The sequence below is a fragment of the Sphingomonas sp. PvP055 genome, from assembly GCF_040546365.1.
GTDB lineage: Bacteria > Pseudomonadota > Alphaproteobacteria > Sphingomonadales > Sphingomonadaceae > Sphingomonas > Sphingomonas echinoides_A.
Genome location: NZ_JBEPNS010000001.1, coordinates 2,120,001 through 2,134,361, shown reverse-complemented (window position 1 = coordinate 2,134,361; position 14,361 = coordinate 2,120,001). Strand labels below are relative to the sequence as shown.

Below are 14,361 nucleotides of genomic sequence, written 5' to 3'. Positions count from 1 at the left end.
TCAGAGACCGAAATCGGTGTGGTCGATCGTGCCGGCGCTGACCCCGGTCAGCGTGATCGTCTGCGCGCCGATCGCAATGACGGTGTTGGCACCGACCTGCGAGATGAGCACTTGCGCGCCGAAGTTTCCGGCATTGACCCCGAAGCCCGAGATATCGAGCAGGTCTTGCCCCCCGACCGCGTCGAAATCGAAATCGAGCACGGTGTCATTGCCTTGGCCCGTGCCGAACAGGAAGACATCGCTCCCCGATCCGCCGGTCAGACGATCGTTGCCGGCACCCCCGATCAGCCGGTCCTGGCCGCCACCACCCAGCAGTTGGTCGTTGCCGCCAAGACCCTGCAACAAGTCGTCGCCATCGAAGCCCGACAGGATATTGATCGCCGCGGTGCCGGACAGGATGTTGTTGCCGCCGTTGCCGGATCCGTTGATCGCAAGCCCCCCGGTCAGGGTCAGGTTCTCGACATCCGTTCCGAGCGTAAAGGTGACGCTGCTGTTGACGATATCGACACCGTCTCCTCCGGCCTCATCAACGACGTCGGCAGCATTGTCGACGCTGTAGACATCGTTCCCCAGCCCGCCCGCCATCACGTCCGCGCCGGCACCGCCATCGAGCGTGTCGGCGCCGCCGCCGCCCAATAGCCGGTCGGCACCGCCGCCGCCCTGCAGTGTATCGGCCCCGTCCAGACCGGTCAGGGTGTTGGCTCCGGTGTTGCCGATGAGGATATTGGCATCCGCATTCCCGGTGGCATCGACCGCCGCCACGCCGGTCAGCGTAAGCCGCTCGACCCCCGTCGCCAGCGTGAAGGTGACGCTGCTGTTGACGGTATCGACCCCGTCGCCACCGGTCTCGTCCACGACGTCGCCGACAGTATCGACGACATACGTGTCGTTGCCGAGGCCGCCAGACATCATGTCCACGCCCGCGCCACCATCGAGCGTATCGGCACCGGCCCCGGCGATCAGTTGATCGTCGCCGTCCAGGCCGAACAGGCTGTTGGCCGCCGCATTACCCCTAAGGATGTTGGCGGAGGCATTGCCGCGCCCGGTGATCGCCGCGGCACCCGTCAGCGTAAGACGTTCGAAATCAACCCCGAGCGTGAAATTCACGCTGCTGTTGACGGTATCGATGCCGTCGCCGCCGATCTCGTCGAGCAGGTCGGCAGCGCTCTCCACGACATACGTATCGTCGCCCAGCCCACCCGACATGATATCGGCACCATTGCCGCCATCGAGCAGATCGGCACCCTCGCCACCGATCAGGCGGTCGATGCCGCCGAGGCCGATCAGCGTATCGTTCCCCGCCAGCCCGGTGAGCGTATTAGCGCCCGCATTGCCAGTAAGCACGTTCGCAGTGGCATTACCCGTCCCGCTGAGTGCGCCGCCAGTGAGCAGCGTCAGATTCTCGAGGCCCGCGCCGAGCGTGAAGGTCACGCTGCTCCGGACGAGATCGGTGCCGTCGCCGCCCGTTTCGTCCACGACGTCGCCAACGTTGTCGACCGAATAGGTGTCGTCGCCCAGGCCGCCGAGCATGACGTCGCCCCCCGCGCCGCCGTCGAGGCTGTCCGCGCCGTCGCCACCGATCAGCTGGTCGTTGCCGCCAAGTCCCGACAGGATGTCGTCGCCGGCGAGACCCGACAGGACGTTTACGCCCGCATTGCCGGTCAGCGTGTTGCGCTCGGCATTGCCGGTGCCGTTGATGGCTGCCGCGCTGGTCAGGGTGAGGTTTTCGACGCCCGCTGCAAGCGTGAAGGTCACGTTGCTGGTGACGACGTCGACGCCATCCCCGCCGGTTTCATCGACCACGTCGCCGACGTTGTCGACGACATAGCTGTCGTTCCCCAGCCCGCCGGACATCGCGTCCGCACCGTTCCCGCCGTTCAGCACGTCGTTCCCAGCACCGCCGACCAGGGTATCATTGCCATTCAGACCGGAAAGCGTGTTTGCCTCGTCATTGCCGGTCAGCACGTTCGCTCCGGCATTGCCGGTACCGTTGATCGCGGCAGCACCGGTCAGCGCAAGGCTTTCGAACGCGGCGGCCAAGGTAAAGGTGATGCTGCTGCGAACGGTATCCACGCCATCGCCGCCCGTTTCGTTCACCACGTCACCGAGGTTGTCGACCACATAGGTGTCATCCCCCAGGCCGCCGGACATGCTGTCGGCACCCATGCCGCCGTCGAGCAAATCGGCACCTGCATCGCCGTTCAGCGTGTCGGCACCATCCAGCCCGAACAATTGGTCCGCACCCGCCAATCCGCTGATCGTGTTGGCGGCATCGTTCCCGGTCAGGACGTTGTCTGCGCTGTTGCCCGTCGCGTTGATCGCCGAAGCACCCGTGAGCGTCAGGTTTTCCATGTCCGACCCGAGCGTGTAACCGATGCTGCTGCGCACGGTGTCGGCTCCTTCACCGACTTTCTCCGTGACGCTGTCACCGGTATCGTCGACGATATAGCTATCGTCGCCTGCGCCGCCCGACATGGTGTCTGCACCCGCGCCGCCATCGAGCAGGTCGTTCCCCGCGCCACCAATCAGCCGGTCGTTCCCCCCTAGTCCCGACAGCACGTCGTCCCCGCCCAGACCGAGCATGAAATCAGCGCCGTTCGTGCCGGTCAGCGTATTCGCGCCACCATCGCCGACGATCGCGTCATCGGGGATCGCAACGGGGACCGTCGGATCGGAATAGACGACTCCCTCTGGCTGGTTCACCCCTGTCGAGCTGAACCCGCGATTGTCGGTGTAGCTCGTTGCGACCCGCAGCGCTTCGCCGACATAGTCGACCGTGACCTGATAGCTGTCCCCCGTGGCACCGGGAATGTCGGTCCATACCCCGTCGACGAGATGCTGCCATTGGCGGGAGAAGGTCGACGTACCGTCGTAATCGATGAACGATCCGGTCGTCACCGTCAGGAGCTGGTTGACCTTCGGCGTCGTGTTGTCGATCGCGAACGTGCCGACGTGGTGACGATTGATCTCTGCCGTGCTGTCGGCGAACTGGATGCGCTCGATGTTGCGCAACATGTCGTCACCTTCGTCGCCGACATTGTCGACCACGTTGACGCGCCCGTCGGGGCGAAGCGTAATCGTGAAGTCGGACCGGTTTCCGATATAGACGGCAGTGTCCAGTCCCTCGCCGATCGTTGCCGCACCCGTTGCATATCCATTGACGGTCTCGCGATAGACGATCTCGCGCGACGCCACGAGCTGGCCGGGATTGATCGTTCGATCGATCAGACGCGCCTGGATTTCCCGCAAGGAGTCCACACGGAACAACTCTTCGCCGGTGCCATCCTTGTTGGCGCGCACGCTGATATAGACGTGCATATAGGCATCGCCGTCGATGATATCGTTGCCCGCCTGCCCTTTGATGACGTCGGCACCACCACCACCGATCAGCAGGTCATCGATGGTGTCGCCGTCGATCACCAGCGCGTCGGGGTTGCTTGCGTCCCAGGTCTTGAAGTCGAGCAGTTCGCGCAAGCCCTCGATCCGGCGGACCCCGTCCTCGTACAGATCATTGCCGAGGATGCGCGGGTTGGCGTCGCCAAGCAGATCGGAGAAGTTCGCGCCCGTACCGACCAGCCCAAGCGGGGTCTGCTTTCCGGTCAGGATGTCGTCATGCTTCCAGCCGGACAGCGCCTCGACCAGATCGTTCCGGTCGCGCAGCGTGAACGCCTGCTGGTTGACCGCTGCGCTCAAACCGAGGTCCGAATTGGCGTTGCTGGCATCGCCCTGATGGATCGACCAGTCGAAGCCCGCCATGCCGTTGTTCCGCTGGATCCCGGCGCCCTGGAGCATGATGTCGTCGCCGGTCTCGCCGTCATAGTCGGTATCGTTGCCTTGCCCGTCCATGATGTCGTGGCCGATGATCGGACTGTTGAAGAACAGGTTCGAATTCTCGCCCGTCAGGCTGTCGAAACCATCGCCGCCCTCGAGCCAGTCATCGCCCTCATTCCCCATCAGATTGTCGCTGCCGCTCCCGCCAAGCAGGAAGTCGTTGCCGCGCCCGGCGAACATCTCCTTCGTGTCGGTACTGCCGACCATGAAGTCGCTACCGCCGCCACCGAACATGATGTCGAGGCCGGGGCCGGCGCTGACGACGTCGTTACCCTCGCCACCCCGCAGGAAGTCGTCGCCGAACGGATCCTCGATGACGTCGTCGCCATCACCGCCGAAGACTTCGTCCGATTCCGATCCGGGGTTGAGGTAATCGTCGCCACCGTCGCCCCACAGCGTGTCGATCCCCTTGTCGCCATATAGCGAGTCGTTCCCTTCGGTGCCGCCAAGCGTGACATGCTCGCCGCCGCTGTACTTGAGCATCCCGCCATCGCCGAAGCCGTCGCCGTTGACGTCTGCGCCGGGCGCAATGCGCACGACCTTCGGATCGATCGACTGCTGGAAGCCATCGGACCATTGCGGGTCGTAAGTGCCCCCGGCCAGGAAATCGCCGTCCTCACCGATATGGGTGACCTGCCGCGTCAGCGGATCGAGTTCGAGCGTATAGTCCGCGGTATCGAACAAATGTCCGGGAACGTGCGTCGAATGCACATCGCCAAGGTTGGTGTTGCGCATGACCATGTCGGAAAAGGTGTTCTTTTCCAGCTCGTTGAGCAGGTTCATCCCTTGCGTCCGGCTGAGATAGTACATCCGGTCGCCGTTCTGCAGATCCTCCATCTGATGCTCGAACACGTAGTTGAAGGTCGAACCCAGCATACCGCCGAATTCCATCTTCTCCTCGGCCAGACCGCCGATCCACAGGTCGACCAGGTTCAGCCCGGTTTCATGCGTGTTGACGCCGTTGACGCTGTTCGGCGCCCAGCTGCCCTTGCTCTGCAGGAAGTCGAGCCGGTCCGCCGGTACGTGGATCATGTGCTCCTCGACGCCCATCGCGGCGTTGGCATGAACCAGGATGTCGGGACCGCCCATCACCAGCAGCGTCGCCGCAGCACGCTTCCCTTCGAGCGTCAACTCGCCAATGATCAGCGGATGCGTGCCATAGGCCGCGATGAAATTGACGATGGAAAGCGGGGTCTTGATGTTCTGCGCGAAATCCAGCCAGCTGGTATAAGGCTTCAGTTGGGAATCGTTCGTCGCCGCATAGAGTTGCGCGCGCACCACGTTGAACGCCGCGACACCGGCATCGCGACCGCGCGCGATATTGAGCGCGGCCAGATCGAGCGGCAGACCGACGAGGAAATTCCGCAGGGAATCGACGACGAATTCGTCGATCTCATTTCCTTCGACGCGCGTCATCCCGCGAATGATGTCCCCCGCCGCGGTCGCCGCGTCATAGACGCCGGTCGTCGGATCGAGGCTGGCCGATATGAACGCCTGGGGATTGAGGAACGCCTCGACCAGGGAAAGCGACTCGGTGGTCAGCGGACGGATCCGAAATCTCGATCGTATCCGTCAGCATCGAGTGACCGAAACGGTACACCGCGTGCGCGAACTCGGCCGTGATGGCGGGATCGACATCGGCCGTATTGCTGAAGATGAACGGATCGACGTTCGGCTGAATCTTGCGCGCGAACTCTTCGAAAACCATATGTTGATATTGCATCTCGGTGCTGAAACGCCCCGCCTGGAATAGCCTTTCGCCATCCCAGTTCAGCGCATCGATCGCGGCTGCCTTGGCACTGCCGCTCAGCGCGTTGATCGCGTCGAGTTCAGCCTGTGTGATCGCGTTGCGCGTGGTCCCCGTGGGCAACAGCCACTCGTTGACCACCGCCACGTCGCCGGAGGCAATGATCGTGTCCTTGTCGGCCTCGACCACCCGATTATGCTCGGAGTGGAAGACGGAGTGGACTGCGGTAAGCCCGATGTTCTCGTTGCCGCGCCCATCGCCGGTGATGTAATGCGCATCGAGCATTTCATTGTCGTACGTCAGCGGATTGTTGTCGTCCGCGACGAGGTCCCTGGCGTCGATGACGCCGTCGAGGTTGACGTCGGCGAGATCGTCGACGGTAATCCAGCCGTCGTGATTGGCATCGCCGATCAATGCGGCACACGCCGCCAGATCGGCCTCATCCGAAACGCCGTCGCCGTTATAGTCCAGCAGATCCGTATCCGCCGTCTGGCGCACCGCCGGCGTGCCCGGATTGTGATCCATGTCGACGAGGACGGGCTCGGCATGATGCGCGATGTCGTTGAGGAAGGCGGCGCCCGCAGAATAGGCATTGGCCGGGATCGATACCCCTTCGCGGGTGCCTTCGAGCAGCGTGCCGTCCTTCAGCATGATCTGCGCATAGCCATTGGGCCCGGGAATGAACTTCCCGTACGGATCGGTCAGGAGCAACGGCACGTTGAGGACGTCGTAATCGTCGAGCTTGATCCCCAGCATCGACAGCGCCTGTGCCTTCGTGTCGGCCCAGGTCGCGATCCCGCCAATCGCCCCGTCGAGCAGGCGTCCCGTCGCGATGGCATGCGAGTCCTTGATCCCGTCCCCGTCGCTGTCGACCGAAAACGTGTACTCGCGAAGGAAGACCTGATGCGATGCATGCGACGTATAGGTCTGGTTCTGGTCGATGAACGGTGTGGTGGTGTTCACCGTCTCCGTACCGCCCCGGACGGGATTGCCGTTCGCGTCATACTGGGTCGATCGCGTCAACGGCATGAAGTTGGGCCCGCCGGGAACGTACGACGGATCGTCGGGCTGGAGCGGAATGAAGACCGTGCCGTTGCCGCCCTTGGTGATCAGATCGAGCCCGTGATCGAAGAACTGGCCGAACATGGTCATCCACGCGTTGAACGAAGGCGAGAGACCGATGTCGGGCGATAGATTGGGGATCAGCGACAGCTCTTCGTTGGTCGGAATATAGCCGTTCGGCGGCGGATTGCCGTCATGCGCATCCGCGTAGGCGGACTGTGCATGGGCGTTGACGTACCACGCCGCGATCGCGGCGGGATTGGTGTTGGTCATATCGACGATCAGGTTGCTGATCAGCCGTGGATCGGCATCGACCACGCTGCCCGGTGCGCCATAATTCGTATTGGTCAGCGTCGGTGCACCCGCGCCGGGCGTGAACGTACCCCCGTCGTTCAAATTACGGAACACCGGGGTGGTCAACCGCGGCAAGATCTGATCGGCCGCGCCAAGCAGAGCGTTGCCCGGCAGCAGGCTGTTGAAGCTGCCATCGACCGTCCGCAGCCCGTATGGAATGAGTTGCCCTTGCGGACCCATGATGCTCAGCAGGGATTCACCGGCGGCATGCCGCTCGGCAATTTTGATTTGCGCCAGAATGAAATTGAGATCGCCAAGATCAACAGTAAAATCACCGGACATAGCAGCACCTCTTCTAAAATGGTGCGCTTGCCGTACTGGCCTTGATCGAGTCGCTCCCGGGGCCAATATTGCAAGACACCGTGGTCTTGCCCGGATGATCCTATCGTGGTGAACGAATGTTAATTGTGCAGATGGACATACGCTGTTTACCCGCGGTCTAAGCCGCCTCTTAGGCAGAACGTATTAGTCTGGCGGCGGAGGCCGGACGCCCGGACGAAGGATTTCGCGGGATGTTTTGTGGCGGCAAGCCGCGTGGCCCATCCTTTCGGAACGTCGGCTGCCGTTTTGCGGCAATCCGGCCATTGCCGTGACCATAACGATATTGGTGAGCGCCGAGACGGGGTCGAGCCGACGCTAATGGCTGCTCGATCGCGTGGTTTCGACGCAGTATTGCAGCGTCGCAAGCCCGTTGGAGGCGTTTGCGGTGCCGCCATCCGCCCCGCGATCGTCAGGCTAGATGCGCAAGTCGCCGTATCGCCTGTTCCAGGTCCGTCACCGACCAATCATGCATCGCATACCCCGCCACGCGCGTGTCGGGTGCCAGGAAGTAGATCAGCGACGAATGATTGATGCTGTGGCCAACTTCGCCGCGCCGTGGCGGAATATGCTCGCGCGCCACGACAAACGCCTGCGTTGCCGCATTTAATTGCGCGCGCGTCCCGGTCGCGACGACGAGCCGCCCGTCAAAGGCTTTGGCCAGCGCCCGCATCGCTGCGATCCGGTCGAGGTCTCCGTGGCCATGATGATGCCCCGAATGGCCCTCCATCGCCGCGGCGGCACCCGGCCGACGAAAGCGCATCACGCCCAACGGCGGCACGTCGATGTCAATGAACACGGCACGCGCGGCAATGCCCGATTGCCGCAGTTTTTCCGCCGTTCGCACCATTTTGGGAATGGCGACGGGGCAACTGGCGCGGCATCGGCTGTACCCGAAAAACAGCAGCGTCCAGCGTCCCCTGAAATCGCTTTGCGCTATGCGGTTCCCGGCAACATCTGAGAATTCGAATGCCCCGCCCATCTTCGCAACGCTTGGCATCACGGCGTGATCATGCCCGCCCGAAACCTCGCGCGCCGGCTTGTTCGAAGGGCCTATCATGACACGACAATCTGCGTCTTGGCCACGCCGCGGCCGTAATCCTGCACACGGCGGGTAATCCAGTGCAAAAATTCGATCTTCACGCCGATCACCCCGGGCCGCGTAGCTTTGAACAGGAAGTCCAGCCGCGCGGCGCTGGTAAGTTCGATCGGGGTGTTCGCGGGAAAAACGATCGGCGCGTTCCACGCTTCTTTGCCGAGGCGGTGCCCGTCGCAACTCACGCAGGTAACGGTTGTCTGGAACGTCACGCGCAAGATGCTGTAACTGGCGTTCAATATTCTGAGCAGGACGGTTTCGCCGATTCTGGCCCTCGCTGCCACTTTCTGATCGGTCAAAGTATAGTTGTTGAACACGCCGTTGATCAGAAAATATTGCGGCTCGAAGCGGTTCATCCCGACATTTTCACCGCATTGCCCGGCATCGTGGTTCTGGCCGATCACATTGTGCCAGCGAATGTCCATGTCGTCGCACACCCACAGCCGCTCGACTTGATAGCGCTGGTTCGGGGCATTCGGCACGGGCGACGAGTATAGGTAACCCGGCCCCTCCGGCGGGTCGACGATTAGGCCGCCGAACATGCCCATTTCGAAATGCAGCGGCGTGTTGCGATGGCAATGATAGAAATAGGTGCCGGGGTTCGACGGCTTCCATTGATAGGTATATTCGTTCTTGACCTCGAACGAGACGTGACCGACGCCATCGTTCATCGTCGACGGCTCGATGCCGTGGTGATGGATCGTGTGCTGGTTCTTCGCCGTCAGCAGCTTGACGTGGACGACCTGTCCTTCGCGCACCCGGATCAGTGGCGAGGGATAGGGCGTCTTCACCGGGTTCGCCGGGTCTTCGAACGCCCAGTAGCGCAATCTCGCCCCGTTCGGCGCCGTCAACTGTCCGCTGCTGACAACCTGGCGAACGAAGCTGATGTCGGGCGTCAATCGATCGGGCGTCGGCGGGCTTTCCTGAAAGACGTTGCACCCGAACGTCTGGAAATTGGTGTCCCCCTTCACACCGGTCTTGGTCCAGTCGATCCCCGATGAACTCACGGTATCCGCGCACATGCTCTGTTCCCGCTGTCAGAAAGTGTAGATTGGGCCGGTCATTTTCCAATGCGTCACAAGTCCCTGCGGGTAGTTTCCGCCCCCCGCGGTTTGCGACATTTCGGTATGGCAATGCATGACGTAGCGCAGCGGAAACGGCTCCTGCTTCGGCGGCCAGACCGGGATGTCCGGCGGGCGCTCGAACGGCAGCAGCATGTCCTTGCGATCCATCGGCCGCATGATCCACACGTCGCGTTCGTAAACATTGGTCTCGCAATACGGCACGCCGCTCGCATCCGGCTCGGTGCATTCGAACAGGTGGTTGCCGTGAATATGCGCCGAATGGGTGCAGAGCCCGGCGTTCATCACCCGCAACAGCGTCGGCTGGCCCTGTCGCCCAACCGGCTCGATGGCCTCTGCGGCCGCCAAGTCGGCACTGGCGGTGCTGGTATGGACCGCCGTATCGAAGCCACTCAAACCGTTGATATGGAAATAGTCCGGCAGGAAGGCGTCGATCAGCGCCTGTCCGGAAATGCGAACCCCCGATGCTGCACGCGCGTTGATCGTCGAATCCGTCTGGGAGAACAGCCACAGCTTGTCACGTGCTGGATCCTGCGGCTTCCAGCTATCGCCCGGAAAGCGCGGATGCCGACCGAAGGCGTCGAACACCGCGGCAATCTGCGGCGTATGCATGGCCCGACTGAACGGTGTGGGCGACCCCGCGACCGTCGTACCGAGCGCGGGATCGACGATGAAAGCGCCATGCAATCCCAGGATACGGTTGAGCGGCGCATCGTACGGGTCATGATACAGATAGGAGCCGCCAACCGGCGCGGCAAAGCTGGGGACCAGGCGGGTCTCCCCCGGTGGGATTGCCGCAATCGTCGCCTGCGGAATCCCGGTGATCGCAAAGCCATGCGGCACGATGTCGTTGTTGGTGATACTGATCGAGACGAGATCGCCTTCGCGATACCGAAGCGGCGGCTGCGCCTGACCCGTGGTCAGGAAATAGAACACCATGTAGACCATCTTCCCGTCGATCATCTCCTTCTCGACGGGTTCGATCACCAGCTGGCGCTCGGCGACCGTGGCGGAGAAGGTCGACAGGGACATCGGCGACGGCGGCGGCGTCACGACCGCCAAGGGCGTCGCCTGTGGCGTGATGAATTGCTGCGCCGCTGCCGCGAGCGTTACCGTCGTGGCTCCAGCGCCGATCTTTATGAAATCCCTGCGATCCATCGTTGGCCCTCGCGGCGTGCGGAAGAGACGATGAATGATCGACCCGTCATCCACCCCCTCCGTGATGCGCCGCACGCCCCTGCCCGATCAATTAGGCCAACCGGGCTAGTCTCCCGGTTAGATAACTAGGCCCGCATTCGTCTTCGTGCACCTCGCTGTCGGGCGCACGACCGCAGCACCAAACGGGTTGCGCCCTAATAGGCCCGGGCATGCACCGATGCCACGGCACCAGCCCGGCTATGCACGCCCAACGCTTTGTAAAGTCCGCATAAATGAACCTTTATCGTCCCCTCCGACAGCTTCAGCCGGTACGCGATTTCCTTAGTAGAAGCCCCGTCTACCAGAAGCTCGAGGACTTGTTCCTGACGCCGCGTCAGCAGGCCTTTGGACCGATCTTCCGATTGCTCGGGGACGGACAGGTTCGCAACACTGTCCGGCAGATAGATATGACCTGATACGACCATATGAATTGCCCTGGCGATCTCGTCCATCGGCGTCGTTTCCAAGACGTAGGCGTGCGCGCCGGCGCTGACCAAGGCCAGGATCTTCATCCGCTCCTGGCTTTGGCCTATCACGACGATCCGCAACTGCGGATAGGCGAGCCTCAGGCTGCGCAACGTGGTATGGCACTGCCCTTTGATAACATCCGAGTTGACGATAATCAGGCTCGCCGCGCTGGAGTGCGCAAGACAGTATTGCGCATTACTCCAGTTCGACGCTTCATAAACCTTGTCTATCAATATCCTCCGACGCATCAGGTCGGATATTGCGAACCGGAATATTTCCGCTCCACTCGCCACGATTGCACACGGCAAATCGCCTTCGTTTTGAAGCATCGCAACGTTTTTCATGGTGCCCCCATGGTTTATTGCTGCTGACACGCCCACCATAGCTGTGCGGGTTTGTATGCTAAGCAGGCGTACCGATTAATAGCGCATCGGGGGCATGAGTTATATATCGTCATAATGGCGTAAGGCGTCCAGCAGCTGGACGAAAACGTCTGTGGATAGCGCGCGCCCGCTGATGCCACCACGGTGCCGACGCATCCTTGTTCCGATCATGATCGTGCGGTTCGAAGTTCAGGCTGCGGAGGCGCTCTGTGCTGCAAATATGATGTCCTACAGCTCGGTTTTGCTTATAGGATGAGCATTCGTGTTGCGGAGTCCGGAGCGTGTATGCTCGAGCGCTTCGAGCAATCGATGCTGCGTCGTTCGATGCGCCCGAAACTGCGGTTTTCGGGCGACGAAGTGACGCCGATCTGCAGCAAACGGCCTGAGACTGGCGGCGATTTCACCACGAACGGACGCATTTCGACAGCAAACGCAAAAAGGCCCCGGACGCGGATGCGTTCGAGGCTGTGTGTTGTGGTTGGTTGCGGGGACAGGATTTGAACCTGTGACCTTCAGGTTATGAGCCTGACGAGCTACCGGGCTGCTCCACCCCGCGACGGTTCCTGTGAAGGAACGAGGGTAGATGACATGTGAATGGGTTCTTCAGATACGAGACGAACTTGCTGCTCACCGGCTTCAATGCCTGGCGACGACCTACTCTTCCATCACTTAAGTGATAGTACCATGGGCGCAGTCAGGTTTCACGGCCGAGTTCGGGATGGGATCGGGTGGGGCACTGACGCTATAGCCACCAAGCAATGGAGCCGGTGAACAGCGAAGTTGGGTTCGTATCTTAAAATCGGTGCACGCTTTACGTCTGTGAGATGTAGTTTTGTTCAATCAGGCGTTGCATTTGATCATCCGCCATACAGCGACATCTGGTTTCCCAGGATTGTCATTGATGGTGGGACTCTCAAGCGCGAATAGAGCAATTAGTATCGGTTAGCTCCATGGATTACTCCACTTCTACATCCGATCTATCAACGTCATGGTCTCTGACGGCTCTATGAAATCTTATCTCGAGGGAGGCTTCCCGCTTAGATGCTTTCAGCGGTTATCCCGTCCATACATAGCTACCCTGCTGCGCTCTTGGCAGAACGACAGGTACACCAGAGGTATGTTCAACCCGGTCCTCTCGTACTAGGGTCAACTCCTCTCAAATTTCGACGCCCACGGCAGATAGGGACCAAACTGTCTCGCGACGTTCTGAACCCAGCTCACGTACCACTTTAATTGGCGAACAGCCAAACCCTTGGGACCTGCTCCAGCCCCAGGATGTGATGAGCCGACATCGAGGTGCCAAACAACCCCGTCGATATGAGCTCTTGGGGGTTATCAGCCTGTTATCCCCGGCGTACCTTTTATCCGTTGAGCGATGGCCCTTCCACGAGGGACCACCGGATCACTATGACCGACTTTCGTCTCTGCTCGACTTGTCAGTCTCGCAGTCAGGCGGGCTTATGCCATTGCACTCTAACAGACGGTTTCCAACCGTCCTGAGCCCACCATTGCGCGCCTCCGTTACTCTTTAGGAGGCGACCGCCCCAGTCAAACTACCCGCCACAGAGGGTCCCTGATCCAGTTTCATGGATCGAGGTTAGACATCAGAAACAAACAGGGTGGTATTTCACCTATGGCTCCACGTCAGCTGGCGCCAACGCTTCAAAGCCTCCCACCTATGCTACACAGTTTCTTCCTAATGCCACTCTGAAGCTGCAGTAAAGGTGCACGGGGTCTTTCCGTCTAACCGCGGGAACCCCGCATCTTCACGGGGAATTCAATTTCGCTGAGCATGTCCTGGAGACAGTGGGGAAGTCGTTACGCCATTCGTGCAGGTCGGAACTTACCCGACAAGGAATTTCGCTACCTTAGGACCGTTATAGTTACGGCCGCCGTTTACCTGGGCTTCATTTCAGAGCTTGCACCCCTCCACTTAACCTTCAGGCACCGGGCAGGCGTCAGGCCCTATACGTCGTCTTGAAGCCGACTTAGCAGAGCCCTGTGTTTTTGCTAAACAGTCGCTACCCCCTGGCCTGTGCCCCCAACAAGAGCTTGCGCCTATGTTGGGCCTCCTTCTTCCGAAGGTACGGAGGCAATTTGCCGAGTTCCTTCAGGACACTTCTCTCAAGCGCCTTGGTATACTCTACCTGACCACCTGTGTCGGTTTCGGGTACGGTCTATACGGTGGGGCTATTTCCCGGGACCTCTTCGAGGCCGTCCCAATCCGATAAGGGACGACAACACACGAGATCCGTCACACACCACCAGGCCCACGAATATTAACGTGGTTCCCATCGACTACCCCCTTCGGGCTCGTCTTAGGGGCCGGCTCACCCTGCGCGGATTAGCCTTGCGCAGGAACCCTTGGTCTTTCGGCGAAAGGGCATCTCACCCTTTTTATCGCTACTCATGTCTGCATTCGCACTTCCGATACCTCCACGACCCATTACCAGATCGCTTCACAGGCTTACGGAACGCTCCGCTACCGCGTACCATATAAATGGCACACCCTAAGCTTCGGTGCGTGTCTTGAGCCCCGTTACATCTTCGCCGCAGAACCTCTTGATTAGACCAGTGAGCTGTTACGCTTTCTTTAAAGGATGGCTGCTTCTAAGCCAACCTCCTGGTTGTTTTGGAAGTTCCACATGCTTTCCCACTTAGACACGACTTGGGGACCTTAGCTGTAGGTCAGGGCTGTTTCCCTTTTGACGACGGACCTTAGCACCCGCCGTCTGTCTCCCGGATATCACTCCTAGGTATTCGGAGTTTGGTTAGTGTTGGTAGGTCTCGCGACCCCCGCAACCATCCAGTGCTCTACCCCCT

General features: G+C 60.7%; 6 protein-coding genes, 1 tRNA gene and 2 rRNA genes (1 of these 9 cut by a window edge). All 9 read right to left on the bottom strand.

The window, feature by feature from the left end; genetic code table 11:
• The gene (locus ABIC16_RS10100) at positions 1 to 5,319 is read right to left on the bottom strand and encodes a peroxidase family protein (RefSeq protein ID WP_354292299.1); all 5,319 of its coding nucleotides are present in this window, start codon (positions 5,317 to 5,319) and stop codon (positions 1 to 3) included.
• Positions 5,282 to 7,276: a peroxidase family protein gene (locus tag ABIC16_RS10095; RefSeq protein ID WP_354290971.1), complete on the bottom strand. Its 1,995-nt coding sequence runs from the start codon at positions 7,274 to 7,276 to the stop codon at positions 5,282 to 5,284. The genes ABIC16_RS10100 and ABIC16_RS10095 overlap by 38 nt, the downstream gene beginning before the upstream one ends.
• Before the next feature lie 448 nt (positions 7,277 to 7,724).
• Positions 7,725 to 8,294 (bottom strand): SCO family protein, encoded by a 570-nt coding sequence (locus tag ABIC16_RS10090; RefSeq protein WP_354292298.1) that lies wholly within the window; start codon positions 8,292 to 8,294, stop codon positions 7,725 to 7,727.
• A gap of 74 nt (positions 8,295 to 8,368) precedes the next feature.
• Positions 8,369 to 9,307, bottom strand: a complete 939-nt coding sequence (locus ABIC16_RS10085) for a multicopper oxidase domain-containing protein (protein ID WP_354290970.1) — start codon at positions 9,305 to 9,307, stop codon at positions 8,369 to 8,371.
• A gap of 138 nt (positions 9,308 to 9,445) precedes the next feature.
• Positions 9,446 to 10,648 carry a cupredoxin domain-containing protein gene (locus ABIC16_RS10080; protein WP_354290969.1) on the bottom strand — a complete coding sequence of 401 codons (1,203 nt, stop codon included), beginning with the start codon at positions 10,646 to 10,648 and terminating at the stop codon, positions 9,446 to 9,448.
• Between the two features lie 194 nt (positions 10,649 to 10,842).
• Positions 10,843 to 11,499: a response regulator transcription factor gene (locus tag ABIC16_RS10075; RefSeq protein ID WP_277970220.1), complete on the bottom strand. Its 657-nt coding sequence runs from the start codon at positions 11,497 to 11,499 to the stop codon at positions 10,843 to 10,845.
• A gap of 518 nt (positions 11,500 to 12,017) precedes the next feature.
• A tRNA-Met gene (locus tag ABIC16_RS10070) sits at positions 12,018 to 12,094 on the bottom strand.
• Between the two features lie 85 nt (positions 12,095 to 12,179).
• A 5S ribosomal RNA gene (gene rrf / locus ABIC16_RS10065) occupies positions 12,180 to 12,294 on the bottom strand.
• A 156-nt stretch (positions 12,295 to 12,450) separates the two neighbouring features.
• Positions 12,451 to 14,361 (bottom strand): 23S ribosomal RNA (locus ABIC16_RS10060) (it continues 889 nt past the right edge of the window).

Excerpts from the sequence above, each read along its gene's own strand:
- ABIC16_RS10090 (WP_354292298.1), bottom strand. The coding sequence starts at position 8,294 with ATGGGCGGGGCATTCGAATTCTCAGATGTTGCCGGGAACCGCATAGCG.
- ABIC16_RS10080 (WP_354290969.1), bottom strand. The coding sequence starts at position 10,648 with ATGGATCGCAGGGATTTCATAAAGATCGGCGCTGGAGCCACGACGGTA.
- ABIC16_RS10075 (WP_277970220.1), bottom strand. The coding sequence starts at position 11,499 with ATGAAAAACGTTGCGATGCTTCAAAACGAAGGCGATTTGCCGTGTGCA.
- ABIC16_RS10095 (WP_354290971.1), bottom strand. The coding sequence starts at position 7,276 with ATGTCCGGTGATTTTACTGTTGATCTTGGCGATCTCAATTTCATTCTG.